The sequence below is a fragment of the Amycolatopsis sp. FDAARGOS 1241 genome (assembly GCF_016889705.1).
GTDB lineage: Bacteria > Actinomycetota > Actinomycetes > Mycobacteriales > Pseudonocardiaceae > Amycolatopsis.
In genome coordinates this window covers 6,601,670-6,626,039 of sequence record NZ_CP069526.1, presented here as the reverse complement: position 1 = coordinate 6,626,039, position 24,370 = coordinate 6,601,670, and the positions used below count along the sequence as shown (strand labels likewise).

The window sequence follows — 24,370 nt, the reverse complement described above, 5'->3', positions numbered from 1 at the left end:
TTCACCGGCAACGACCTGCTGCTTCGTCACGTCCGCGCCAGAATCCGGAGCCGCAGACCAACGGCGTGGTCGAACGGTTCTTCGGCACCCTCGAATACGAGCATCTCCACCGCGCGCTCATCGGCGATGGCAACGCCCTCGCCGTCGAACTCGGCCCATTCCGCCGCACCCACAACACCCTCCGGCTCCACCCGACCCTCGACGACAGGACGGCGCGGCAGGCGGATGTCACCGGCCTAGGGACCCAGTATCCGCCGGCCCGGCCGTCCCGTTGGGTGGATCCCTTACCTACCCGGCCTGTGATCGGGCGGGGTATCACCATCGCTTCGGAACACAGCGGCACGAGATACTTGGGCGGCACGAAGCCTGCGCCGATTCGACGTCGGGCACTCAGCGCTTGGTCTCGTACCTGGTCAGGACCACGCCGTCGGAAAATGTCCGGGTCTCCACCAGGGCCAAATTGACCCAGTTGTCCAGGGCCGTGAAGAACGGGGTGCCGCTGCCCACCAAGACCGGTGCGGTGGCCAGCACGTACTCGTCGATCAGCCCGGCCCGCATCGCCGCTGCGGCGAGCGTGGCGCCGCCGATGTCCATGGGGCCGCCGTCCTCGGCCTTGAGCCGGGTGATCTCGGTGACCGCGTCGCCGGTGACCAGGCGGGTGTTCCAATCGACCGTGCTGATCGTCGAGGAGAACACCACCTTCGGCATGTCCCGCCAGCGGCGGGCGAACTCGATCTCCGCCGGTGTGGCGCCGGGCTGCTGGTCGGCGGTCGGCCAGTGGGAACTCATCGTCTCCCACAGTTTGCGCCCGTACAGCGCCAGGCCCGTCGCCGCCACCCGGTCGGACCACCACTGGAACAGCTCGTCGCTCGGCACGCTCCAGCCGAGGTCGTCGCCAGGCGCGGCGATGTAGCCGTCCAGGCTCAGGTTCATGCCAAAGGTCAGTTTCCGCATGGCGTCAGCCTCCCGTGAGTCGGTATTCGGCGTCGAGACCAGCACGGCGCAGAAAAATCATCGGCCAGGCCACTCCGAGGGCCGGTTGACCACGTACACCCGACACTGGGGCGCCCGGACCGCCATCACCTTGACCACCGGTGTTGCAGACACCCCCCGTACGGTGAAAATATCACTAGCCGGGGCCCAACCGTACACGAATTTTTAGCCCAGCCGAATCAAGATCAATTCCTGCCAACTCCTTGACGCATCATCAGTGTGGTGTCTCTCAGACTGCTGCCAGGGATTCGGGGCTGCTCAGTGACGGGGAGTTCGACCTTGGGCAGGCGCAGAGTCGCGATACCGACCGATGAGATGACCGTCGAGGAAAGGGATCGACGACACGGAGCCTCGAGCAGCTCGGCGGTTCCTCCGCTTGGCCCATAGTGCTTTCCTCTACCACCGCCGGGTACTACCGTCTCGACAAGCGGTTGCACACCACGAGCCGAAGGGGCCACTGTGCTGAGGCAGGTCGCGGACGGTGTGCTGATCCACGGAAGCGAGTTCTGCCAGAGCAACGCCGTTGTCGTGCAAGGCGAGGCCGGTGTGTTGCTCATCGACCCGGGGGTGCAGGGCCACGAAATGGCGTGCCTCGCAAACGATCTTCGCGAGTTGGGCCAACCCGTTGTGGCAGGGTTTTCCACGCATCCGCACTGGGATCACCTGCTCTGGCACGCCCGGCTCGGCGCGGCGCCTCGTTACGGCACGGCGCCTCGTTACGGCACGGCGCGTTGCGCGGCCGCTGTCCGGGCTCGGCTGTCGGACGCGGGTGCGAAGGCCCGCATCGCCGGGCTGATCCCGCCGGACATCGCTGAGCAAGTACCGCTGGACCTGCTCGGCCTCATCACCGGCCTGCCGGCCGAAACTGCTCGGATTCCTTGGGATGGCCCCGAAATCCGGATTGTCGAGCACCAAGCACATGCCCCGGGCCACGCGGCGCTGCTGATCGAGGAACGCGGCGTTCTCGTCGCCGGCGACATGCTTTCCGATGTCCTGATTCCGATGCTCGACCTCAATTCCACCGGGGACCCCGTCGAGCACTACCTCGCCGCGTTGCGGCTGCTCGAGGGCGCGGCGGGCGACGTCGACGTTCTGGTCCCCGGCCACGGGTCCATCGGTCGAGCTGGTCAGGTACGCGTACGGATCGACCAGGATCGGGCGTACGTGCACGTCTTGCGTGACGTCCGTGTTCCCAGTGACCCGCGGGTTGGCCCGCCGGCCACGTACGGGAAAGAGTGGCTTCCTGGCGTACACGAGCGGCAACTTCAGCACCTCGCCCAAAGGAGCGCGAGCGGCGGGACGCCCGGCTAGCGATCCGTTCGCGGGGCTGGCCTGCACGTCCGTCGTGCCAGCTTCTCGCCGCACGATCGAGTGATCGAGCCGGTGAACAAGGAAATTGTCGGCAGGCCGCGCTACTGTCGAATTCATCGAACGCAGCCGGGCACGGTGTGGCTTGACCCGTTGCCCGGGTTTGCGGAAATCCCTCAGTGACAAGACCTCGGCTTGTCGTCGATCAGCACACCATCGGTACGAGAGAACGGATCACGATGTCCATCGCAGAAACCACAACCGCGCCGTCGGCCCGCGCGGTGCCTTGTCGTCGTCGCAGACCGAGGGACGGATCGACGGGCGCCAGACGAAGACCTGGTGCATCAGCCGAGCGTCTGCCACCAGCCGTCCACAGCGGGCGGGTTCGCCACGTCGATTCGCTGTCCCGGTTTCGGCACCGCAAGCGCGAGATCGTTGGCCTTGGCTTCGCGCCACACCCGGTCCGCCGGCTCACCCCACGGGTGCATGGCGAGGGAGAACGTCGCCCAGTGCACAGGCACGAGGAGGCCACCGCGAACGTCGATGTGCGCCGCGACGCCTTCTTCGGGCGTCATGTGGATGTCGGGCCACTGCGGGGCGTACGCGCCGACCTGGATGAGCGTGGCGTCGAACGGACCGTGTTCTTCGCCGATCTTCGCGAAGCCGTCGAAGTACCCGGTGTCGCCGCTGTAGAACACCTTGTGCCGCGGGCCGGCGATCACCCACGACGTCCACAGCGTGCTGTCGTTGGCGATGCCGCGTCCCGAGAAGTGCTGGGCCGGCGTGGCCACGAAGCGGAGGCCGCCGAGTTCGGCTTCGTCGTGCCAGTCGAGCTCGACGATCCGCGAAGCGGGCACGTGCCAGCGTTCCAAGTGCGCGCCGGCGCCGAGCGGCACGAGGAATGGCGCGTCGTGCGCGGTGAGCAGCGCGCGGACGGTCGCGAGGTCGAGGTGGTCGTAGTGGTCGTGCGAGATCACGATCGCGTCGACCCGGCCGACCGTGTCCAAGGCCACCGGCGGCGCGTGCAGCCGCCGAGGTCCGGCGAACGCGGCGGGCGATACCCGCTCGCTCCACACCGGATCGCACAGCACTCGGGCGCCGTCGATCTCGACGAGCGTGGACGCGTGGCCGTACCAGGTGACGAACAGGCCCTCGCTGGTCTCGGACCCAGGTTCGGACACCATCGGGATCGCGCCGGCGGGCTTGCGCCGCGCACGGTCGTCGCCGAAGAGAAGCTCGCGCAGGATGCCGCCCGCGGCCGAGGGCGATGGGGTCGCGCGCGTGGGTGAGGCATTGTGGAACACGCCGCCGGCGTACTGGGGCGAGCGGCGCATCCGGTCAGCACGCGCGCCGGTGGCCTTCGCGCCGAAGGCCACCGGGAGGTCACCGAGTGCCGAGAGTGTTCTCCTGAGCATGCCTCCGAGTCTACGAACGCTTCCTGAGAGGAGCCCCAGCTTCGTGGAGGTGGGCCAGCGCCTGCCGGTAGGAGTCCACCAGGCCGGTCTGCAGGTAGGGAATGCCGAGCTCCGCGCAGTAGCTCCGCACGATCGGCTGGGCCCGCCGCAGGTGAACCGACGGCATGCTCGGAAACAGGTGGTGCTCGATCTGGTAGTTGAGACCGCCGAGCGCGACGTCGACGATCACGCCGCCGCGGACGTTGCGCGACGTGAGCACTTGCTTGCGGAGGAAGTCGAGCTGGGGGCGGCCGGTGAGCGTCGGCATGCCCTTGTGGTTGGGTGCGAAGATCGATCCCATGTAGACACCCCAGAGTCCCTGGTGGACAGCGAAGAACAACAGGGCGAGACCCGGCGGGAGGACCACGAACAGAGCCGTCAGGTAGGCGGCGAAGTGTGCGGCGAGCAGCGTTGCCTCGAGTCCGCGGCGGCGCAGGCCGGGCCGGGCGACGGCGCGGATGCCGGACCAGTGCAGGTTCAGGCCCTCGAGCGTGAGCAGCGGGAAGAACAGGAACGCCTGGTGCTTTCCGACGACGCGAGGCAGGCCACGGCTGGCGCGGGCTTGGTCCTTCGACCAGACGAGGATGTCGGGGTCGACGTCGGGGTCCAGCTCTTCGTGGTTGGGGTTCGCGTGGTGGCGGGTGTGTTTGTCCATCCACCAGCCGTAGCTCATGCCGATGCCAAGATTGCCGGCCAGCCGCCCGGAGATCTCGCTCGGGCGTCGGGTGCGGAACACCTGACGGTGGGCGAGGTCGTGCGACAGCAGGGCGATCTGGCCGAACATGAATGCCTGGAACGCGGCCACGGCCAGTTGCCACCACGATTCACCCAGCAACGCGAAGGCGACCCAGCCGCCGGCGAACAGGGCGGTCACCACGGTGAGCCGGGCTGCGTAATAACCAGGGCGCCGCCTGAGCAATCCGGCGTCGGCGATCCGGCGGGACAGGCGCGCGAAATCGCTGCCGGGACCGGCCGTGGGCGGGAGGACGAGGTTGTCTGTGGTCACCTCGCTGAGTTTTTCGGGGAAGCGGGCCGGGCAGAACCCGGCAAACCCCAGAACCGGTGCTGGGGCTGGCCCCACCCTGTCAGCGGTGGACGCGGGAAAGGTGGTGGTGTGGTGCGCCGAACAGCTGCGCGGTCGCGTGTGCCCGTGGGAAGTACCGGTGCGCGGGGTGGCCCCAGGTGATGGCGATGCCGCCGTGCAGCTGGATCATCTCGGCGGCGACCTTCGTGAACACGTCGCTGCAGTGCACCTGCGCGACGGCTGCGAGCCGAGCTGAGCCGGGCGCGGCATCCGCGGCCGAGCGCGCGGTCTCCCCCAGCACGTGGACGTCGGCCATCTGGTGCTTGAGTGCCTGGAAGCTGCCGATCGGACGGCCGAATTGCACTCGCTGTTGCGAGTACTCCACGGTGAGCTCCAATGCCCGCGGCAGCACCGGCCTGTTCGGCAGCCAGGACGGCGCAGGCGACGTCGCGGACCCGGGCGAGGTCGACCTGGCCGAGTGGCCGGGCGCGGATGTGATCGAGCGTTACGTGGCCAGGTGCCGCGTCTCGTCCATCGTGGGCACGGCTTCGCAGCGGACGCCCGGATCAGCCGGGTCGACCTCGAAGAGGGCAGGGCCGTCGGGGTTCGGGCGGCCGCGAGGAGAACGTCGGCTTGAGCGGCGTCGCAGACGTAGTGGGTCGTTCCGTCCAGTGTGGACTCTTCGGATGTGAAGGCGGGCTGGTGTGGATCCCATCGGCCGTCGGAAGTCCTGGCGAATGCGCCGACGTGGCCGGCGGCGACGGGGGAGAGGAGGCGTTTCTGTGCGGCGTCGTAGGTGATGGTGAGGAGGGCGGTGACAGTGAGGACGGCGGATCAGAGGCCCGGCCAGGGGCAGCCGGTTCGGCTGCGCGAACCGGTGAATCTGAGGACCTGGACGCTGAACGAGTGCCCGAGCGAGAAGGCGGATCGGCGGCCTGACTGGGGCGGCAGAGTCACCGGCGGCAAGAGCCAAACCGGCAGCGGGGTAAGGAGTTGCCGTCGAAACAACGGCGGGCATGGCATCACCGCAACCGTCCATATCGGACCGCTCCGTCACGCCGGGGACGGGAGGTCTCGCCACGTCCACCGGCACCCGCACGACCAAAGCCGGCAACGCACTCAACCCCGGCAGCCGCGAATTGTCCAGGAGCTGCCCGCAGATCGCCAAGCCGGAGGCGTGTGATCGGGTGACCAAGTCGTGGATTTTCCGCGCCGCAGTGGGTGCTGATCGGGACGAGGGTGGTGCCCGCGTACAGGATGCCCAGGGCGGCGACCAAACAGTGCCGCGTGTTGGGGGAGCACACCGCGACCCGGGAACCGAGGCCGACCCGCGGGTGTGCAGGAAAGCGGCGAACGACCGGACCCGTGCGTGCAGTTCGGGCCAGGTCAGGCGGATGGCACCGTCGGCGACGGCGAGACCGGTGCGGTGGGCGCCGACGGCGCGAGCGCGACGCCGCCGGCTTCGGAAACCTTCGTGCGCGCACAAGATCAAACCCGCCGCGCGGATCCACCACCTGTCGGTCCGCGCGGCCGACCCGGTCTGGATGCTCACCGGGCCCATTCCGGCCACCGCGCACGCGCTGCGCAAGACCGGTTCGACGATCGGGACATCCACCTGATCGAGGTCAACGAAGCCTTCGCGAGCGTCGTGCTCGCGTGGCTCGACGAAACCGGCGCCGACCCCGAGCGCGTGGACGTCAACGGCGGCGCCATCGCGCTCGGCCGCCCGATCGGCGCGTCGGGCACGAAGCTGCTCGCCACGCGCTCCTCATGAGCTGGAGCGCCGCGACGGCCGCTACGACCTGCCGACGCTGTGCGGAGGCGGCGGCACCGCCAACGTCACGATCATCGAACGCCGCTGAACCGGGGGCCGGCCACCGCACCGCCCAGCCGCAGGAACGGTGTGGTGACCGGCGGGAGGGGGCGGCTGCCGCGCGCGGCCACCCCCGGCTCTCACCACCGGGACTCCGCGGCGGCGTCGAGCTCGTCGGCGAACTCCGCGTAAAACTCCTGGGTGTCGAACCGCTCGGCCGTGTCGAGCCGCTCGCCTGACTCGAATCGCTCGCCGGTGTCGAACCGCTCGGCCAGCCGCTGTGCGAACCGCTCATCGAAGAACCGGTCGTCGTAGTACCGGTCGTCGTCGGTTTCCGGCCACGCCTCGGCCGGCACGGGCGAGTGCTCCGGCACCGCGAGCCGCCGCTCGAGCTCGGCGGTCCAGTCGAGCATTGCGCGCGGCCGGTCCCACCCCGTGATGCCGACGAGCTGCCCGCCGCGGATGAAACCGGTGATGCCCTTGTCGAGCGACACGGTGTCCTCGCCGAGTGCCGGCAAGCCGGCCGTCTGCAGCCGCACGTCGTAGAGCGTCGACCACGCGCGCGGCAGCGGCGTGAACGGGGTGGCGGCGGACCGGCCCGCGATCAGGTTCTCCGCGGCCGCGCGCCCCGACTCCACGGCGTTGATCCAGTGCTCGACGCGCCGCGGGACCTCGTCGAAGCGCAGGTTGGGCCAGCGCGCGAGATCACCCGCGACCACCACGTCGTTCGCGTGCTCGGCGAACAGCGTGGGCTCGCACAGCACACCGTCCTCGACGTCGAGGCCGGAGCCGCGCAGGTAGTCCACGGCCGGCACGCTGCCGATCGCCAGCACCACGCAGCTCGCCACGAGCAGCTTGTTGTTCGTCAGGTGCAGGCCGACGGCTTCCTTCGTGCTGATCCAGTGCCGCACCTCGGACTTCATGGCCAGTTTGGCGCGGTGCTCCTTGTGCAGTTGCACGACGGAGTCGGAGATCCGCGTGCCGAAGCGGTGCAACGGCGCCTGCGCGTGCCCGACGAGCGTGACGTCGCGGCCGAGATGGCGCATGCTCGCGGCGAACTCGTTGCCGATGAGGCCGGCGCCGATCACCACGGCCGGTTTGGTGCTCGCCTGCAGGCACCGGCGCACCGACAGCGCGTCGTCGACGGTGCGCAGCACCCGCACGCGAGGGTCGTGCCGCGGCGAGCCTGGCAGGTGCCGCGGCACGACGCCGGTGGCGAGCACGAGCCCGTCGTACCAGAGGGCTTCGCCGCCCGGCAGGTGCACGACGCGTTCGACGGTGTCGAGGTGCGTCGCCCGCGTGCCGAGCCGCCAGTGCAGGTCGAGGTCCTCACCATACGTCCGCAGCGTGGTGTCGGTCGGCCGCGCCGCGCCCATCACGAGCTGCTTAGAGACCATCGGCCGGTGGTACGGGCGGCGGGCCTCGTCGCCCACCACCACGATCTCGCCGTCGAAGCCCAGCTCACGCAGCCGTTCCGCGGCGCGCAGGCCGGCGACTCCGGCTCCGACGATGACGATCCGATCGCCGTCAGCCATCGAGTTCCCCTCTCAAGACGACCGCCTGCATGGGGCACATCCGTGCCGCCGCGATCGCCTGTGTCATGTCGGCGGCCCCGAGCAGGCGCTTGCGGAACCGCAGGCGCCCGTCCTGGCCGAGGTCGAAGAGGTCGGGCGCCTCCATCGCGCAGATTCCGTAGAGCTCGCACCGGTCGTTGTCGACGCTGACGCGCGGGCCGCTGCCAGGGACCTTCACGCCACCTGCTCCTCGACGAGCCCGATCCGCTCGAGCGTCCGCGGCGGCAGGAACCGCAGCATCGCCAGCGTGACCGGGGGGATGAGCAGGGTGATCCCGACGAGCCACAGTGTCGCGAGGTGCCCGTTGGCGATCGCGCCGAAGAACGCGTGCAGCGCGGTCAGCGCGACGGCCGGGTAGGCCAGCCGGTGCAGCCACAGCCAGCGGCGGTATGACGTCCAGCGCTGGACACCGGCCGTGATCGCGATGGCGAGCATGAGCTCGAGCCCGACGATGCCGAACGTGTGGCGTGCGAGGGTACCCGGCATGAACGGGATCGAGAGGTACGCGAAGGACAGTGGGTTCACCGTCAGGTACAGGAAGCCCAGCGCATGGAGGCAGCCGAACGCGAGCGTCAGGGTGGCCAGCACGAGGTGGCCGCTGCGCAGGGCCCGGCGGCCGGTGACCGTGCGCACCCAGCCCGTGGCGGTGAGGATGCCCCAGCAGAGCGTGAGGCACATGAACGCGTACGACAGCCGCGCAGACAGCGCCGCGATACCGCGGGCGGCCGGGTCCGTGGACTGCTGCGCGAGTGTGGTCACCGCCTCGTGGACGGTGTCAACCATGGTTTTCTCCTGAAGTCGGGCGGAGCCGGCCGCCGCGCAGGCGGCCGGACTTGACGTAGCGGACGCCGAGCAGCGTTGCCCCGCCGACCAGCAGGAACAGCAGGGCGGCGGCGAGGATGTCGGTCGTCCGCAGGTCGAGGGCGGCGCCGGCGGGTGCCGCGGAGGACGACACGGCGGACTGCGGCAGGGCCGTGAAGTCGACGAACCCGGTGCTCTCCAGCAGCGTCATGTGCCGCAGCACCGCCTGGTTCGCGACGGTCGCGTAGGCGCGGATCTCCGGGTTCCGCGTGCCGGCGCGGACCTGAGCGATGATCGAGAACACCTGGCCGTGCGCGGCGCGCAGCCGGTTGGCGAAGATCCGGTCGAAGTCCTGCGGCGTCGGTGCGTTCTGCAGTTCGGTGAGCCAGCCCATCTGCTCGGCGGACGGCTCGCTCGGCAGCGCGACGTTCAGCTTCGCCGCGAGCTGGCGGGTCGCGACGTCGAGCCGGCCGTGGTCGACCATGATCGCGGCGCCGACGGCGCGGACCTGCGGGCTCGCACCGCGGGTCTCGGCCCACGTGCCGGCCGGCATTTCCCATAGCCCGGCCTGGCGCACCTTCACGAGCAGCAGCTGGTCGCCGGCGTCGACGCCGACTTGGGCGGAGGCAGTGGCCTGCGGTTGCAGCAGCACCACGGCGGTGAGCACGACGAACAGCACGCGGACGAGGCGGCGCAACCGGTTCTGGGGTGGGCGGTCGGGAAGGTGCGGCTCAGAGGCGGAAGGCATCGGCCCGCCAAGAATCGGTGGTGGTCTCGATCTTGCGGCCCTCCGGTGTCAGCGGGAACCATGCGCGGTTCGCGCCCTGCCCGGCGGTCTGGCCCGGCATCTCGTCGCCGGTGTAGCGGTAGAGCGGCCAGCCGGCGAGCGTGACCTGGTCCGTACCGTCGGGGCGCGTGACGCTGCCCACGAGCGCACGGTCGATGCCGGTGAGTTTCACGTCACCGCTGGCGCGCACGGGCAGCCACTGCTGCGTGCACTCTTCGTCGCAGCGGGAGCGGGACGGCTTCGCGGAATCGCGGTCGTAGCGGTAGACGGTGAAACCGCTCCCGTCCACGACTACCGGTCCGAGGTCGAAAGCGCGCGCGGCGCGAAGTTCGGCCTTGGCCGGGTCCGTCTGGTCGGCCGGCATCTGCATCGGCATGCTCATCGCGCCGGACGCCGACCCGCTCGAATAGCCGCTGGAAACGGTTCCGGACTGACATGCGGTCAACACTGTGAATGCGGCGAGGCACACGGCGGACGTCGCCGCCGTGGCGATCAAGCGGTTCACGGCTTCCTCCAGGGGCGGAACTGCGCACGGCCGCGCGGGAACGGCCGGGAAACGGGCGCAGCGATCCACTGTGGACATTGAGCCCATGGTGAATGCGGCGCGTCGCGGGGGGACGACGCTTCGTCGGGGTCTTCGACAGGGGATACGGGCACAGGTTCGACACGGTTCAAAAAACTTTCGTGACCAAAGCCCCTGAGGTTGGTACTGGACGAAATGGCGTCGTTGCCACAAAGATGTTTGGCGTGGGACGGCACAATCGCACGCTGAGCCCGATGGACGATCATGACACCGAAACTCCCGGCCCTCATGACGACCTGGCCAAAGCGTTGTACCAAGAGTTCGGCGGAGCCCTGATGGGCTTCGCGCTGCGCCTGACCGGGCACGACCGGCAGTGGGCGGAGGACGTGGTGCAGGAGACGTTGATCAAGGCCTGGCGCAACGCCGACAAGCTCGACCGCCGGCCGGCGATGCTGCGCGCGTGGCTGTTCACCGTGGCGCGGCGCACGGTGATCGACGGCTGGCGCAGCCGCAGTGTCCGTCCTCAGGAACTCGAGGAGATCCAGTCCGACGCGGTGTTCGTGCCCGACGAGTCGGACAAGACGCTGGCCGCGATGATCATCTACGAAGCGCTGCAAGGACTCTCGCCCGAGCAGCGCGAGGCAGTGCAGCAGACCTACCTGGCCGACCGGACCGTGAACGAGGTCGCGGCCACGCTGGGCGTGCCGCCCGGTACCGTCAAATCGCGAATCCACCACGCCGTCCGCGCCTTGCGGAAGGCGCTGCGCGAGCGGGGGTGAGCTGACGTGGCCGGGTCCGCGCACACCGACCTCGCCGCGTACGTGCTCGGCGTGCTCGACGAAGCCGACAACACGCGGTTCGAACAGCACCTGCTGGACTGCCCGCACTGCCAGCTGGACCTGGTGGAGCTCTACCAGTTGCCCGACGTGCTCGACCTCGTGAAGAAGAACTGGCCGGACCCGCCGGTACCGGTCACGCCGGGGCGCACGCTCGCGCCCGGCCCGCGCGTGCTGCGGGCGCTGATGGCCGAGGCGACGGTGAAGCGCAAGCGCCGCCGCCGGGTCGGGCTGCTGGCCGCGGCGGCCGCGGCGGCGCTCGTGGTGGCGGGCCCGCTCGTGACGCTCGCGGTGCGGCCCGCCGACGCGGCCGGCCCCAGCGTGAGCCTCGCCGCGCCGACCTCGGTGCCGCCGGCGCCGCCGTCGTCGCTGTCGGCGCCGGGCGGTGGGAAGTCGGCGGGACAGGGCGCAGCGGCGCTCGCGGCCCACGTGACCGTGACGCCCGAGGAATGGGGCAGCGCCGTCGAACTCGAGCTGACGGGCGTCGCGGGGCCCGTGAGCTGCCAGCTGCTGGCCATCTCACGGGCCGGGGACATCCGGACGGTCACGGGCTGGTCCGTGCCCGCGAAGGGCTACGGGGTCCCGGGCTCACCGGATCCGCTGCGCGTCACCGGTGGGACATCGCTGCCCGCCGACCAGATCACGAGGTTCGAGGTCCGCGCGGACGACGGATCGCTCCTCGTGGTCGTCGACCGGTAATCCGGGTTTCGTTCTCGGCAGCGGGGCAATTTGCTGTCCTTTGTGGACAAACAAGGCCCGTTCGCCGATCACGCGCCGATAACGCGGAGATTTCTTTTTGAACCACTTGGGTTCCGCGCCCGTATTCCCTAGTGCCGGCACCTCCCCACCCCCGTATCCGAGGTGCCGCGTCTCTCGACTTCAGGGAGTTCACCAGCATGAGCAGGAACCAGCCCCGACATCGGCTCGCGAAGCGCACGACACTTGTCACCGGTGCGCTCGGTCTGGCGCTCGCCGTCGGCGCGCTGGCCGTCAACGCGACGTCCGGCGATCCCGACCGAGCCGGCGCCGATCCGGCCGACAAGTCGTTCTTCTTGGACATCAACAAGGTGCCCAAGGGTGCGAACGTCAACCGGGCAGCGAACCGTGGCGCGCGTGGCACGTTCACCGTCGACTGTGGACGCAACGAGAACGGCCACTTCAACCCCGACAACTTCATCGCGCAGCCGGGCGTCCGCAACGGCGCGCAGCACCTGCACGACTACGTCGGCAACTTGTCCACCAACGCCGACTCGACCAACCGCAGCCTCGCCCGAGCGGGCACGACGTGCAAGAACGGCGACAAGTCGACGTACTACTGGCCGGTCGTGCGCATCGACAAGGACGACGAAGCCGCGGAGCCGGACGAGAACGAGAGCGTGGCCGGCGACCGCGCCGCCGCGGCGAAGGACGCGGCCGAGCCCGCGGTCGATTGCCCCGACGTCGCTAGTGAGCTGCCCGAAGTCCCCGACGACGCGATGGACGCGGTGAACGACGAGCTCGACGCCATGGACGAGCAGGTCGACGCCGCCGACAAGGAGGTCGCCGCCGGGCAGGACCGGACGGGGGTGCTGAAGTCCCTGCGCGACAAGCGGTCCGCGTCGCTGAAGAAGATCTCCGACACGATGGCCGCGAAGGGTGCGAAACCGGGTGACACCGGTGCGTTGTCGACGTGCGCCGTGCAGGACGAGGGCAGCGACGGCCTCGACAACGGCGGTGCGAACAGCGACCCGGCGCAGGGCGAGAACGCCGAGGAGCAGCAGCAGAAGCAGGCGAACGGCTCGGCGGCCGAACTGCCCGGCGTCAACGAGAACAACGAGGTCGCCGGCAACGACGGCGAGATCCAGCGCGTGGAGTCCGCGACGCTGTCGTTCGGCAGCGGTGGAGCGCGCAAGGTCGTCGCGATGCCGCGGTTCCTGCGCGTGCTCTACGGTGACGCCAAGGAAGGCGCGAACGGTCCCGCGAACGCCCGGGCGAGCTGGACGTGCACCGGCTTCGAGGACCGGCTGACGGACCTCTACCCGATCTGCCCGGCCGGCAGCAAGGTCGAGCGCATCCACGCCTTCCCCAACTGCTGGGACGGCCAGAACATCGACAGCGCCAACCACCGCACGCACATCGTCTTCGCCGACGCGAACGGCAACTGCAAGCGCGGCTTCAAAGCCGTGCCGCAGCTGAAGATCACGCTGGTCTACAACATCCCGCACGACGTGCAGGTCAAGGGCCAGTACAAAGTGGACGCCTTCCCCGAGGAGAAGCACAACCCCCGCTCGGACCACGACGACTTCGCCAACGTCATGACGCAGTCGCAGATGAACCGCGTGGTCTCCTGCATCAACACCGGCAAGCGCTGCAAGGAGTGACCCCACTCGCCGGCGGTCCGGTGCGGTGCCTTGCTCGGGCGCCGCTGGGACCCGGGCCGCCCCGCCCCGCCCGGCGCCACGACCGCCCCCTTCACTCCGTGGCGCCGGTCGGGGACCACCGAGGGGTTTCGGTCAGGAGACTGGAGGAGTTTCGATGAGGATTTCCCCGCACCGCACGGCGTCGACGGCTCGACGTGGCCGGCGCCGAGTGGGCTCCCGGGTCCTGCGGTTCCACCACCCGGCGCGTCGCACGAGCCGGGCGATCTCGCGGCGCCGCACGGCACCGGCCGGGACCGCGCGGTGCCGCGATATCCGTGTCACTTCGGTGCCGCGGTACTCCTGAGCCAGGCGACACCGAGTCCGACCACGAACCCTGATTGTCCACACCAGAATCCCGGCTGCCGGCACCGGCAGCCGTCCAGCTCCCGCCCGGCGAGTTCCCTCCCAACACCCACCCCCACTCGCCGGGTCGGGTCCACGATCGGTCCGGCGCGCGCTTCCCTCCCACATCCCCCCGCACGCGCCGGGCCGGTCAGGGCGTGCCGGGCACCGGAGCCCAGAAGTCGAGGGGGACGTGGCCGGCGGCGAAGCCCTCGTCGTCGAGCAAGTGGCCCATCAGCTTGAGCCCGCGCAGCGTCACGGCGCGGTCGACGATCTCGAGCCACGGCAGCTTGGCCGCCAGGGAGCTCTCCAGCGGCACCGTGTCGTGCTGGGAGCCGAGCCACACCACGAGCATCAGGTTCGCCGCGCCGCTGATCGCCGCGCACATGCGGACCTCCGGCAGCATCGCCAGCGATCGCGCGGTCGTCTCCAGCTTGTCCGGCGGGACGCGCAGCCACAGCATCGCCGTCACGGGCGCGGGAGACAGCGGGCGCGCGATCTCGCACCGCAGCCGCACGGCGCCGCGGGCCAGTAGCGCGTCGAGGCGGCGGCGGATCGTGCTCGCGCCCACGCCCAGTTCCACCGCCAACGACGCGGCGGAAGCCCGGCCGTCTTCACCCAGCGCCAGGATCAGCGCGCGGTCCAGTTCACCGAAGCGCAGGGCCCCGGACGTCCGCGACGCCGGCGAGACCAACGCCTTCCGCTCGCCCGGCGAGATCGCCCGCACGCGCCACCGGCTGCCTTCGGTGAACAGCCGCGGCGACACCGCCGTGCGCGTCCGCGTCACGCCGGGCAGCGCCGAGAGCCGGTGGAGCACGTAGTCGGCGAGGTCCCGCAGCGACCGGGCCACGAGGTGGATGTGCAGGTCGCAGTGCCCGGCGACGTACTCGATCGTCGCCACGTGCGGGTCCGCGGCCAGCGACCGCGCCACCTTCAAGGCCGCGCCGGGCGCGCAGTCGATCTCCACGAACGCCAGTGCCAGCTGCGCGACGAGCTCGCCACCCGGGTACGCGGTGAGCCACGCCTGCCCACGCGACACGAGCGTCTCCCAACGCCGCGCGGCCGTCACGGCGCCGATGCCCAGCGCTTGGCCCAGCACCGACCACGACGCTCGCGGCCGGGTCTGCAGCGCGTCGACGAGTTTGAGGTCGCTTTCGCTCAGCATGGCCGATCCTTCGTTCCGACAGCGTCGATTTGGCGGATTCCTGCGATCTGACCGGCAGGAGCGTTCGACACTCGCATCATCGTCGGGCCAGCATATGTCGATGTTCCAGCGAGGGAGACCCATGTCCTTGCGCTCCGACGCCGCAGCGCTCCACCCCGACTTGGTCGCGTTGCGCCGCGCCCTGCACCGCACGCCCGAGATCGGCCTCGACCTGCCACGCACGCAGGAGAAGGTGCTGCAGGCCCTCGACGGCCTCGGCCTCGAGCTCACCCTCGGCCGGGACCTGTCCTCCGTCACCGCCGTGCTGCGCGGCGGGGGCGGAGCCGGCGGCACCGTGCTGCTGCGCGGCGACATGGACGCCCTGCCGGTCACCGAAGCCTCCGGCGAGGAGTTCTCGTCCGAGATCGCCGGCGCGATGCACGCCTGCGGCCACGACCTGCACACGGCGGGGCTCGTCGGCGCCGCCCAGCTGCTCGTCTCCCGCCGTGACCGGCTGCCCGGCGACGTCGTGTTCATGTTCCAGCCCGGCGAAGAGGGCTGCGACGGCGCGAGCTACATGATCGACGAAGGCGTGCTCACCGCGGCCGGCCGCCAGGTCGACGCCGCCTACGGGCTGCACGTCTCGTCTTCGCGCCACGCGCGCGGCGTGTTCACCTGCCGGCCCGGCCCGCTGATGGCCGCGTCGGACGCGGTGAAGGTGCGGGTCGCCGGCGCCGGTGGCCACGGTTCGGCGCCCGAGCTGTCCCGCGACCCGATCCCGGCCGCGTGCGAGATGGTGACGACGCTCCAGACGCGCATGACGCGCGGCTTCGGCGCGTTCGAACCGGTCGTGCTCACCGTCGGCAGCTTCCACGCCGGCACGCGCCGCAACGTGATCCCGGACGACGCCGTGTTCGAGGCGACCGTCCGCTCGTTCGACCCGGAGGTCCGTGAACGCATCCGCACCCAGGTCGTCCGCGCCTGTGAGGGCATCGCCGCCGCGCACGGCGTCGACGTCGAGATTTCCTACGACGCCGAGTACCCCGTGACCGTGAACCACGAAGCCGGTCACGAGTTCATCGCCGACACCGTCCGCGAAGTGTTCGGCGAAGAGCGGTTCGCCCTGCTGCCGCAGCCGATGACGGGCTCCGAGGACTTCTCGCGGGTGCTCGCGAAGGTGCCCGGCGCGTTCGTGTTCCTCGGTGCTTCGCGCTCGGACGACCCGGCCACCGCACCCAACAACCACTCGCCACGCGCCGCGTTCGACGACTCGGTGCTCGCCGACGGTGCCACCTTGCTCGCCGAGCTGGCGTGCCGACAGCTCGCGGTCCTGGCAGCGTGATCACATGCGCAGCTACCACCTCCCCCCGATCATCCCCGTGATCGCACTGGTCCTCATGCCGTTCCTGCCGTTCGTCAACTCCACCGGGTTGTGGATCGGCCTGCCGAAGATGCTGGTGTGGGGCGCGTTCTGGTGCCTCATGTTCACCCCCGCCCTGCTGCTGAGCGAGCGCATGATGGCGCGCGTCGGGGTGGGGGACGACGAATGATCCTCGCCTTCACGCTCGTCGGCATCGTCCTCATCGGTGTGCTCGGCTTCGTCGGCCGCCGCAAGCCCGCGGCCGACCTGAGCGAGTGGACCGTCGGCGGCCGCAAGTTCGGCGCGCTGACGATGTGGTTCCTCCAGGCCGGCGAGGTGTTCACCACCTTCACCTTCCTGGGCATGGCCGGGCTCGCGTTCTCCGGCGGTGTCGCGGCGATGTACGCGCTGCCGTACGTGCCCATCGCCTACGTGGTCCTGTTCTTCCTGGCCAAACGCCTTTGGCGGGTGGGCAAGGAGCGCGGTTACCTCACGCAGGGCGATTTCCTCGAGGACCGCTTCTCCAGCAAGTTCCTCGGCACGCTCTCGGCCGTGCTCGGCGTGATCTTCGTGCTGCCCTACCTGCAGCTGCAGATCACCGGACTGGGCCTGATCGTCCGGCTGGTCACGGGCGACGCGGCGTCGGGCAACCTGAGCATGGTCGTGGGCAGCCTGCTGATCGTCGCGTTCGTGTTGTGGGCCGGGCTGCGCGGCGTGGCCGCGACGTCGTACTTCAAGGACGCGATCATGCTCGTGGTCCTCGTGGTGCTGATCATCGCGGTGCCCGCGCACTTCGCCGGCGGCGTGTCCGGGGTGTTCCACAAGATCGAGCAGCTGCACCCGGAGAAGCTGTTCGTCCACGCCGGCACCAACGACCACACGTGGTTCATCACCAGCATGCTCGTGAGCGCCATCGGCGTCGGCCTGATGACGCTGCCGCACTCGTGGCCCGCGCTGATGGCCGCGCGCGACCCGAAGGTGCTGCGGCGCAACTACACGTGGATGCCGATCTACGAGCTGTGCCTGTTGCTGCCGATGATCATCGGGTTCGCGGCGATCCTCGTGGTGCCCAAGGGCAGCGACCCCAACGGAGTGCTGCTGACCCTGAGCAAGGACGCGCTACCCGGCTGGGTGACCGGGCTCGTGGTCGTCGCGGCGACGGCCACCGCGATGGTTCCCGCGGCGGGCATCCTCATCGGCATCTCGTCGCTCGTGGCCCGCAACATCGCGCGGGTGCGCGGGGAGCGCAAGCAGTTCTGGATCAACCACGGCACGGTCGTGCTCGCGAGCGCGCTGGCGCTCGTGCTCGGCATCTTCCGGCCCGACCTGCTCGCCAACCTGCTGCTGCTCACGTACTCCGGCTCGGTGCAGCTCGCGCCGGCCAACCTGCTCGGCTTCCTCAAGAAGGTGCCGGTGGGCAAGGGCCCGGTGCTGGCCGGGCTCATCGCGGGGGAGCTCGTGGTGGTCTGGCTGACCTTCTTCGACACGAAGTTCGCCGGCACCGTGAACGTCGGCCTCATCGGGCTCGCGGCCAACGTCGTGGTGCTCGCCGTGGCGACGCTGATCGAACGGGCCTTGACGCGGCCCGGAGTTCCCGTGAAGACAGGAGAACCGGTATGACCCGCACGGTGTTCACCGGCGGAAAAGTGTTCGACGGCACCGGCAGTGAACCCGCCGGAGCCGACGTGGTGATCGAAGACGGGGTGATCGTCGACGTCGGCTCCGGCCTCGACGGCGACCGCTCGGTCGACTGCTCGGGCGCGACCCTGCTGCCTGGGTTGTTCGACTGCCACGTGCACGTGACGGTCTCGGACCTCGGGCTGCTGCCGCGGGTGCAGAAGCCGTTCTCGTACCAGTTCTACGAGGCGGCGCGGAACCTGTGGACCACGCTCAAGCTCGGCATCACGACCGTGCGCGACGCCGCGGGCGCCGATCTCGGCATCAAGCAGGCAGTGGACGACGGGCTCATCCCCGGGCCGCGGCTGCAGATCGCCATCGGCCTGATCAGCCCGACCGGCGGGCACGGCGACGGCTGGATGCCTTCGGGCCACTGCGTTCCGCTCTCGCTGCCGCACCCCGGCCGGCCCGACGCGAGGGCCGACGGCCCCGACGAGATGCGCCGCGTCGCGCGGACGCTGCTGCGCGCGGGCGCCGACGTGCTCAAGGTCTGCACCACCGGCGGTGTGCTCTCGCCGCGCGACGACCCGCGGCACTCGCAGTTCACGCTGGAGGAGCTCGACGTGCTCGTCACGGAGGCCCAAATGCAGGGGCGCGCGGTGATGGCCCACGCGCAGGGCGCCGAGGGCATCAAAAACGCCGTGCGCGCCGGGATCCGCTCGATCGAGCACGGCATCTACCTCGACGACGAAGCCATCGAGTTGATGCTGGCGCGCGGCACGTGGCTCGTGCCGACGCTCGTGGCGCCGGTGAACGTGATCCGCGCGGCGGCGGCGGGCGCGTCACTGCCGGATGCCGTGGTGCAGAAGGCCAAGGAGGTCGCCGAGGTGCACGCCGACTCGGTCCGCCGGGCCGTGGCCGCGGGGGTGCGGATCGCCATGGGCACGGATAGCGGTGTCGGTCCACACGGGACGAACCTGGAGGAGCTGGAGCTCATGCACTCGTGCGGCATGAGCCCCGCCGACGTGCTGGCGGCTACGACGTCGTCGGCCGCGCGACTGCTCGGGCTCGACGGCGAGCTGGGCCTGCTCGCGCCCGGGTACCGCGCCGACATCGTGGTGGTCGCCGGGGACGCGTACGACTTCGGTGGGCTGGCCGGCAACGTGCGGGAGGTGTGGCAAGACGGGGTGCGGGCGGTCTGATCGTCAGAACGCACCGAGCCCGACCGGCACGCCGAGGCCGGTCGGGCCGTCCCAGCCCGGCTCCGCCGTGCACAGCACGGCCTTGACCTGCGCGCAGTCCGCTGCGCCGTGTTGCGCGTTGGAGCCGCCGGACACGTCGGCGATGGTGCCGTTCGGGGCTCGGTACAACGAGTTGGGACCGTCCACACCAGACAGATGACCGCCGCGGGCGTAGAGGCCCGCGATGAACGGCGACGCCGCGCTGGTGCCACCGGCCACGAGCCAGCCGGCCTTGCCGCCGTTGGGGGCGTAGGAGCGGTAGACGGCGACGCCCGTGAGGGGGTCGGCGACCGCGGCGACGTCGGACCCGGCGCGGTGGCCCGAGCAGTTGGCGGCGATCGCGGCGGGCTGGCCCTGCGCGGGCCCGAGGTCGGGCGCGCAGCCGCTGCCGGCGCCGACCCAGCGTTGCTGTTCGCCGTGCGGGGTGAACAAGCTGCCCCACGCCTTCTGGACGAACGACCCGTCGGTGCCGCTCAGCGACGTGCCGCCGACCGACGTCACCCACGGCAGCTCCTGCGGCCACAGCTGCGGGCCGCCGAGGTAACCCTTGTCCCCGGACGCGGCCACGACGGCCATGCCGGGGTGGTGCAGCGCCTGCGCCGGGGCGCCGGTGCCGAGGTAAGTGCCCTGCACACCGGTGGGCACGCCGTAGCTCATGCTGACCGCGCCGGAGCGCAGGCTCGCCGCGTAGTTCACCGCGGTGCCGAAGTCGTCGGCGAGTTCGCCGGGCTGTTGCAGCAGCACGGCGTTGAGCAGGCGCGAGACGTCCATCGGGATCTGGACCATGGCGATGCGGCACTTCGGACACGCGGCGGACGCGAGGTCGACGTCGAGTGCCGTCTCGGTGGCGTAGGCCTCTTCGACCTGCGCCAGCGCTTTCTGCGGCTTCAGCGGCGGGCCACCGTGGTAGTCGGTGATCTTGAGGCAGCCGCCGGCGGCGGTGCACGGCGGAAGGCCGAACTGGCTGCGGTAGGTCGCGAGGTCGCTCTCCAGCGTGGGGTACGCGCCGACGCCGACGATCGTGACCAGGCCGCTCGCGCCGGCGTCCGGGCCGGGGAGGTGGAAGGCGCTCGCGAGCTCCTGCGGCGAGAACCCGGCCGGGGCGGGGGTGGTGAGGGGATCGTTCGCGGAGGTGTCCTGGGTGACCAGGTTCGCGAGACAGCCGAGGTCGACCTGGTGTCCCTGCAGGACTCCGGTGCACGCGTCGGCGACGCTGTGGTCCTGACCGAGGGTCCCGGCGCGCACCGCCTGCGCGATCCGCGCGGTCTCGGGGCCCGGCGGTTCGGCCGCGGCGGGCGCGGCGAGCGGGACGACGAGGACGACGGCCAGCGCGAGCGCCCGACCCACCTTCATGCGTTACTCCGTTCGGCGACCTGCCCTCAGGCCTACACCGCCCGGCCCGCCGCGGCAGGCTCGTCCACCCGCCCGAGTGAATGGGCTGCGGACGCGACTCACGCCGCCGCCGAGTCCGGATCGACCGGCTCGCCTCGGGATGAGCCGGTCGCCTACAGGGGCGACGAGTTGTCGTTGAATGGCAGGCTGCGAGCACCGGGTTTGGTCGGGGTGGGTTGAGAAAATTCGCCGCGGCAGCGGTGGTGGCGAGTGCGCAGTCGTTCACCGCGAGCGGGGAATGGGGCGCTGACGCGCCGCAGCGGGTGCCGGTCGCAGTGGGTGCCGCTTCGATCCCGGTCGAGGCCGGTGTGTGGCACGCGATGAGGTTACAGTGCGGCGGGTGGCGGGCCGGCTCGGCGGCGGCACCCTCGACGCCGTGATCAGCAGCCGGCTCGCGCCCACGACCGCACTGACACCGCTGCCACCGATCTGGTCGAGACCGCGCCGAGAACGATCGCGGTGGATGGGAAAACCTTGCGCGGTCCGTTCGCCCGCGCCGGTGGTGCGGGAATCAACCTGCTCGCGGCGATCGCCACGACACGCCGACGGTGCTCGGGCAACGCCAGGGCCCGGCCGGGCCGGCGAGACCAGGTGGTTGCCACGACTGCCGGATACCATCGGCCTGACCGGACAGGTCGTCACCGCCGACACCCACCCCGCCCACAGCGGCCACGACGTCCGCGGCCACTGGCTCGAAACGACACTCCACAGGGTCCGCGACGTCACCTACCGCGAAGACCAATCCCGAGCCCGCACCGGCGTCGCCCCCCGCACCATGGCCGGCCCTCGCTACCAGCACCACACCGGCTGGACCACCATCACTGCCGGCCTGCCCCACACCGCCTGCGACCCCAACGAGCCCTCACCCTGTTCGGCATCCCCACCCGAACACCACAACAACTTCGCCGGAACCGAGGCGGGGTTTGTTTCCGGCGGAGGGGTGCCGGCAACCGCTCTGGTCTGGCCGGCACGGGCGGGTGAGCGTGGCGAGGCCTGTCCGCGTGGGTTCAGACCTGAGCCGAATCCCACCAGTCGAGGACGCGGGTGGCGTGGAACGTGAGCCACTTCGACGGTTCCCCGGCGGGGACGTCGATCTCGAACCACACCTGGCCGGGGTGGCGGCGGGACTGCAGCCACGTGCCGTCGGGTTGGCGGGCCGCCCGGATGAGGCCGATGGCGTCGGCCATGCGCGGGTCGGGCGCGGAACCGTCGAGCAGGGCGGCGGCGCGGAAGTAGTCGGCGGCGTTGAGGACGTCGTAGAACCAGCGGAACGGGTAGCTGAAGCGCGAAACCCACGGCGCCACCGGCTCACCCGTCGACAGGCGCCGGTAGAGGCCGCGGCGTAGCAGGTACTCCTCGCCGGAGCGGCGGGCGGCCAGGACGTCGGCCCCGGAGCAGGAGAGCAGGCCCTTCAGCGCGTTGAGGGTCGAGTGGACCGACGAGCGCGTGGAGCCCTCGACCCACTCGCAGTTCCAGCCGCCTTCGGGCAGGCGGTGCTCGACGAACCACGCGGCGAGGCCGGCGACGTCCGCGCCCAGCCACAGGCCGTTGGACAGGGTCCACGAGTTGATGCAGCAGTCGACTTCGCCACCCCAGTACGGGAGGTCGTCGTACTCCCAGCGGCTGTTGGCCGCGAGCAGTTCGGCCGTGCCGCGCAGCACCGACGCGTCGACGCCCCACTCGCGCAGCGCGTTGAGCGACCACGTGGTCGCGGTCCACGGCTGGCCGCCTTCCGGGGAGCCGGAGAACCCGGCGGGGAAGAACGCGCCGCCCGGCCACTGGCCGTCCGGGTCCTGCAGCGCGAGCAGCCGCGCGCCGAAACCTTCGGTGGCGACGCGGGCGCGTGTCGCTTCCCAGACGCCCGGTGGTTCGCCCGCCAGATCGCGCTCGACCTGCCAGCGCAGGGCCGGATCACTGTCGAGCAGCCACGCCAGGAGCTCAGCCATGGACCGACTCTACGGCCGCGCTCACCCGGAAGTCAGCCCGTGGCGGTAGGCGTAGCCGACGGCCTGCGCCCGGTCGCGCGCGCCGATCTTGCCGAGGATGCGGTTGATGTGGCTCTTCACCGTCGCCTCGGCGACGAAGAGCCGCTGCGCGATCTCGGTGTTGGACAGGCCGTCGGCGATCAGGGTGAGCACGTCGACCTCGCGCGGCGTCAGGCCGTCCGGCGCGGGCGACGCCGGGCGCGGCGCGCCGGCGGTCAGCGCGTCGACGAGGTGGTGCTGCACCGCCGGATCGATCACCGCCGCGCCACGCGTCACCTGGCTCAGCGCGCGGCGGATCTCTTCGGAACCGGCGTCCTTCGTGAGGTAACCGCGGGCGCCGGCCTGCAACGCGTCGAGCACGGACCGGTCGTCGGCGTACGTCGTCAGCGCGACGACCTGCACCTCGCGGTCGCGGGTGCGGATGCGGCGCGTGGCCTCGATGCCGTCGCACCGGGGCATGCGCAGGTCCATCAGCACCACGTCCGGCTTGAGCTCGCGCGCCAGCTCGGCCGCCTGATCGCCGTCAGCGGCGGTGCCGACGATCTCGACGCCCGGCAGCAGTCCGAGCAGCATCGACAGGCCGTCGCGGACGACACGCTGGTCGTCGGCCACCAGCACGCGGATCACGCCGGCGCCCACAGGCTCACCCGGAAGCCCGTGCCGGTCGGTGCGGCGTCGAGCCGGCCACCGAGCAGCTCGGCGCGTTCACGCATGCCGCTCACCCCGTAGCCGTGGCCGCCGGGCGCGGTGCCCGGCCGGCCGAGGTCCTCGACGGTGAGCAGCGTGCCGCCCGGCTCGTACGTCAGCCGCAGGTCGACGCGGTCGGCCTCGGCGTGCTTGCGCACGTTGGTCAGCGCCTCCTGTGCGACCCGGTACAGCGTCAGCCGCGTCTGCGCCGCGAGGTCCGGCGCCGAGCCGCTCACGACGAGCTCGCACGGGATCCCGGTGTCGCGTTCGAACTCGGCGGCCAGCACCGGCAGCCGCTCCGGGCCCGGCAGGTCCTCGCCGCGCAGCGCGCCGATCGCCTGGCGCGCCTCGCCGAGCCCGCTCTGCGCCAGCTGGTGAGCGCGCTCGACGGCGTCGGTCAGCCGCGGATCGGCTCCACTGTGGACGGACAGCAGCCGGGCGCCTTCGAGGTGCAGCAGGAGACCGGACAGCGAGTGGGCGAGCACGTCGTGCATCTCCCGCGCGAGCCGCTGCCGCTCGGCGAGCGCCGCCGCGCGGACCTGGGCGGCGCGGGTCTGCTCGAGCTCCTCCGTGCGTTCCCGGAGCTTCCGCGTGTACAGGCCGAGCCGGTAGAACGCCAGCATGCCGAGCGCGCTGAGCGCGGTCGGCACCACCGCGTGGGGCGCGCCGAACAGGCTCGCCACGACGAGCGCCGCCACCCCGAGGCCGGTGACCGCCGCGCCCGCCCGGGTGCTCATCCGCGCCGACGCCGTGCCCGCCAGCAGGAAGCCGCCGAAGAACCCAGTGCCGTTGGGTTCGAGCCACACGAGCGTCAGCGAACTCCCCAGCACGAGCACGAACAGCGCCACCTCTGCCGGCACCGGCAGACGCCGCTGCGGGACGACGAGCACCGCGCCGCCCAGCAGCAGGCCCAGCAGGCCCAGCAGCACGCCGAGCCCGGGGCCGTGCAGCGCCGGTCGCGGATCGGTCTGGGCCGCGAGCCACGTCAGCAGCACCAGGACGAGCACCGCCACGGGACGGCGCCAGCGGTGCTCGCTCGCGAGGGGTTCGGCCACCCGATCGACGGTATCCGCGGAAAACGCGCCGGTCG

23 protein-coding genes and 1 pseudogene are annotated in these 24,370 nt (G+C 70.9%); 10 read left to right on the top strand and 14 right to left on the bottom strand.

The window, feature by feature from the left end; all coding sequences use genetic code 11:
- Nucleotides 1-65: 65 nt before the first annotated feature.
- Nucleotides 66-464 (top strand): hypothetical protein, encoded by a 399-nt coding sequence (locus tag I6J71_RS51270; protein ID WP_204090320.1) that lies wholly within the window; start codon nt 66-68, stop codon nt 462-464.
- Here I6J71_RS51270 and I6J71_RS32395 read toward each other — a convergent pair.
- Nucleotides 391-954 carry a dihydrofolate reductase family protein gene (locus I6J71_RS32395; RefSeq protein ID WP_204097343.1) on the bottom strand — a complete coding sequence of 188 codons (564 nt, stop codon included), beginning with the start codon at nt 952-954 and terminating at the stop codon, nt 391-393. The genes I6J71_RS51270 and I6J71_RS32395 overlap by 74 nt on opposite strands.
- A 498-nt stretch (nt 955-1,452) precedes the next feature.
- Between I6J71_RS32395 and I6J71_RS32390 the strand changes: the two genes are divergently transcribed.
- The gene (locus I6J71_RS32390; RefSeq protein WP_204090319.1) at nt 1,453-2,304 is read left to right on the top strand and encodes an MBL fold metallo-hydrolase; all 852 of its coding nucleotides are present in this window, start codon (nt 1,453-1,455) and stop codon (nt 2,302-2,304) included.
- A gap of 341 nt (nt 2,305-2,645) precedes the next feature.
- Here the strand turns inward: I6J71_RS32390 and I6J71_RS32385 are convergent, their stop codons facing one another.
- The 3 genes from I6J71_RS32385 to I6J71_RS49175 all read right to left on the bottom strand — a co-directional run bounded on the left by I6J71_RS32385 (nt 2,646) and on the right by I6J71_RS49175 (nt 5,164).
- Nucleotides 2,646-3,716 carry an MBL fold metallo-hydrolase gene (locus tag I6J71_RS32385; protein ID WP_204090318.1) on the bottom strand — a complete coding sequence of 357 codons (1,071 nt, stop codon included), beginning with the start codon at nt 3,714-3,716 and terminating at the stop codon, nt 2,646-2,648.
- Nucleotides 3,717-3,726: 10 nt separating this feature from the next.
- A complete protein-coding gene (locus I6J71_RS32380) occupies nt 3,727-4,761 on the bottom strand; it encodes an acyl-CoA desaturase (RefSeq protein ID WP_204090317.1) in 1,035 nt (344 codons plus the stop codon).
- A 79-nt stretch (nt 4,762-4,840) separates the two neighbouring features.
- Complete coding sequence (locus I6J71_RS49175; protein WP_239154048.1) at nt 4,841-5,164, bottom strand: acyl-CoA dehydrogenase family protein; 324 nt, start codon at nt 5,162-5,164, stop codon at nt 4,841-4,843.
- Nucleotides 5,165-6,211: 1,047 nt separating this feature from the next.
- Between I6J71_RS49175 and I6J71_RS32370 the strand changes: the two are divergent.
- A pseudogene (locus I6J71_RS32370) lies at nt 6,212-6,641 on the top strand (acetyl-CoA C-acetyltransferase); the annotation flags it as partial.
- A gap of 91 nt (nt 6,642-6,732) precedes the next feature.
- Here the strand turns inward: I6J71_RS32370 and I6J71_RS32365 are convergent.
- From I6J71_RS32365 to I6J71_RS32345, 5 genes are read right to left on the bottom strand one after another with little or no spacing between them, the layout of a single operon-like run.
- Complete coding sequence (locus I6J71_RS32365) at nt 6,733-8,127, bottom strand: NAD(P)/FAD-dependent oxidoreductase (protein ID WP_204090316.1); 1,395 nt, start codon at nt 8,125-8,127, stop codon at nt 6,733-6,735.
- Nucleotides 8,120-8,344 (bottom strand): ferredoxin, encoded by a 225-nt coding sequence (locus I6J71_RS32360; protein ID WP_239154047.1) that lies wholly within the window; start codon nt 8,342-8,344, stop codon nt 8,120-8,122. Before I6J71_RS32360 ends, I6J71_RS32365 begins: the two co-directional genes overlap by 8 nt.
- Nucleotides 8,341-8,949 carry a ferric reductase-like transmembrane domain-containing protein gene (locus I6J71_RS32355; RefSeq protein ID WP_204090315.1) on the bottom strand — a complete coding sequence of 203 codons (609 nt, stop codon included), beginning with the start codon at nt 8,947-8,949 and terminating at the stop codon, nt 8,341-8,343. Before I6J71_RS32355 ends, I6J71_RS32360 begins: the two co-directional genes overlap by 4 nt.
- Complete coding sequence (locus I6J71_RS32350; protein ID WP_204090314.1) at nt 8,942-9,715, bottom strand: DUF4142 domain-containing protein; 774 nt, start codon at nt 9,713-9,715, stop codon at nt 8,942-8,944. The genes I6J71_RS32355 and I6J71_RS32350 overlap by 8 nt, the downstream gene beginning before the upstream one ends.
- Nucleotides 9,699-10,259 (bottom strand): hypothetical protein, encoded by a 561-nt coding sequence (locus I6J71_RS32345; RefSeq protein WP_239154046.1) that lies wholly within the window; start codon nt 10,257-10,259, stop codon nt 9,699-9,701. The genes I6J71_RS32350 and I6J71_RS32345 overlap by 17 nt, the downstream gene beginning before the upstream one ends.
- A gap of 242 nt (nt 10,260-10,501) precedes the next feature.
- Between I6J71_RS32345 and I6J71_RS32340 the strand changes: the two genes are divergently transcribed.
- From I6J71_RS32340 to I6J71_RS32330, 3 genes are all read left to right on the top strand, one after another.
- A complete protein-coding gene (locus I6J71_RS32340; RefSeq protein ID WP_370542238.1) occupies nt 10,502-11,056 on the top strand; it encodes a sigma-70 family RNA polymerase sigma factor in 555 nt (184 codons plus the stop codon).
- Between the two features lie 6 nt (nt 11,057-11,062).
- The gene (locus I6J71_RS32335) at nt 11,063-11,812 is read left to right on the top strand and encodes a zf-HC2 domain-containing protein (protein WP_204090311.1); all 750 of its coding nucleotides are present in this window, start codon (nt 11,063-11,065) and stop codon (nt 11,810-11,812) included.
- Nucleotides 11,813-12,009: 197 nt separating this feature from the next.
- Complete coding sequence (locus I6J71_RS32330; RefSeq protein ID WP_204090310.1) at nt 12,010-13,473, top strand: DUF1996 domain-containing protein; 1,464 nt, start codon at nt 12,010-12,012, stop codon at nt 13,471-13,473.
- A gap of 532 nt (nt 13,474-14,005) precedes the next feature.
- Here I6J71_RS32330 and I6J71_RS32325 read toward each other — a convergent pair.
- Entirely contained in the window at nt 14,006-15,019 is a 1,014-nt protein-coding gene (locus I6J71_RS32325) for an Lrp/AsnC family transcriptional regulator (protein WP_204090309.1), read from the bottom strand.
- Nucleotides 15,020-15,140: 121 nt separating this feature from the next.
- Between I6J71_RS32325 and I6J71_RS32320 the strand changes: the two genes are divergently transcribed.
- Genes I6J71_RS32320 through I6J71_RS32305 form a run of 4 tightly spaced genes read left to right on the top strand, consistent with a single transcriptional unit; the run spans nt 15,141 to nt 19,177 of the window.
- Nucleotides 15,141-16,340 (top strand): M20 family metallopeptidase, encoded by a 1,200-nt coding sequence (locus I6J71_RS32320; protein WP_204090308.1) that lies wholly within the window; start codon nt 15,141-15,143, stop codon nt 16,338-16,340.
- A gap of 4 nt (nt 16,341-16,344) precedes the next feature.
- The gene (locus tag I6J71_RS32315) at nt 16,345-16,548 is read left to right on the top strand and encodes a hypothetical protein (RefSeq protein WP_204090307.1); all 204 of its coding nucleotides are present in this window, start codon (nt 16,345-16,347) and stop codon (nt 16,546-16,548) included.
- On the top strand, nt 16,545-17,978 hold the full coding sequence (locus I6J71_RS32310) for a sodium:solute symporter (RefSeq protein ID WP_204090306.1): 1,434 nt from the start codon (nt 16,545-16,547) through the stop codon (nt 17,976-17,978). The genes I6J71_RS32315 and I6J71_RS32310 overlap by 4 nt, the downstream gene beginning before the upstream one ends.
- A complete protein-coding gene (locus I6J71_RS32305) occupies nt 17,975-19,177 on the top strand; it encodes an amidohydrolase family protein (protein WP_204090305.1) in 1,203 nt (400 codons plus the stop codon). The genes I6J71_RS32310 and I6J71_RS32305 overlap by 4 nt, the downstream gene beginning before the upstream one ends.
- Nucleotides 19,178-19,180: 3 nt before the next feature.
- On the opposite strand, the gene I6J71_RS32300 is transcribed toward I6J71_RS32305, so the two are convergent.
- The 4 genes from I6J71_RS32300 to I6J71_RS32285 form a co-directional block, all read right to left on the bottom strand.
- Nucleotides 19,181-20,569, bottom strand: coding sequence for a S8 family serine peptidase (locus I6J71_RS32300; RefSeq protein WP_204090304.1), 1,389 nt, complete (start codon nt 20,567-20,569; stop codon nt 19,181-19,183).
- 1,046 nt (nt 20,570-21,615) lie between these two features.
- Nucleotides 21,616-22,554, bottom strand: a complete 939-nt coding sequence (locus tag I6J71_RS32295) for a squalene cyclase (protein ID WP_204090303.1) — start codon at nt 22,552-22,554, stop codon at nt 21,616-21,618.
- Nucleotides 22,555-22,575: 21 nt separating this feature from the next.
- Complete coding sequence (locus tag I6J71_RS32290; RefSeq protein WP_204097341.1) at nt 22,576-23,166, bottom strand: response regulator transcription factor; 591 nt, start codon at nt 23,164-23,166, stop codon at nt 22,576-22,578.
- Between the two features lie 50 nt (nt 23,167-23,216).
- A complete protein-coding gene (locus I6J71_RS32285) occupies nt 23,217-24,335 on the bottom strand; it encodes a sensor histidine kinase (RefSeq protein ID WP_204090302.1) in 1,119 nt (372 codons plus the stop codon).
- Nucleotides 24,336-24,370: the final 35 nt, after the last annotated feature.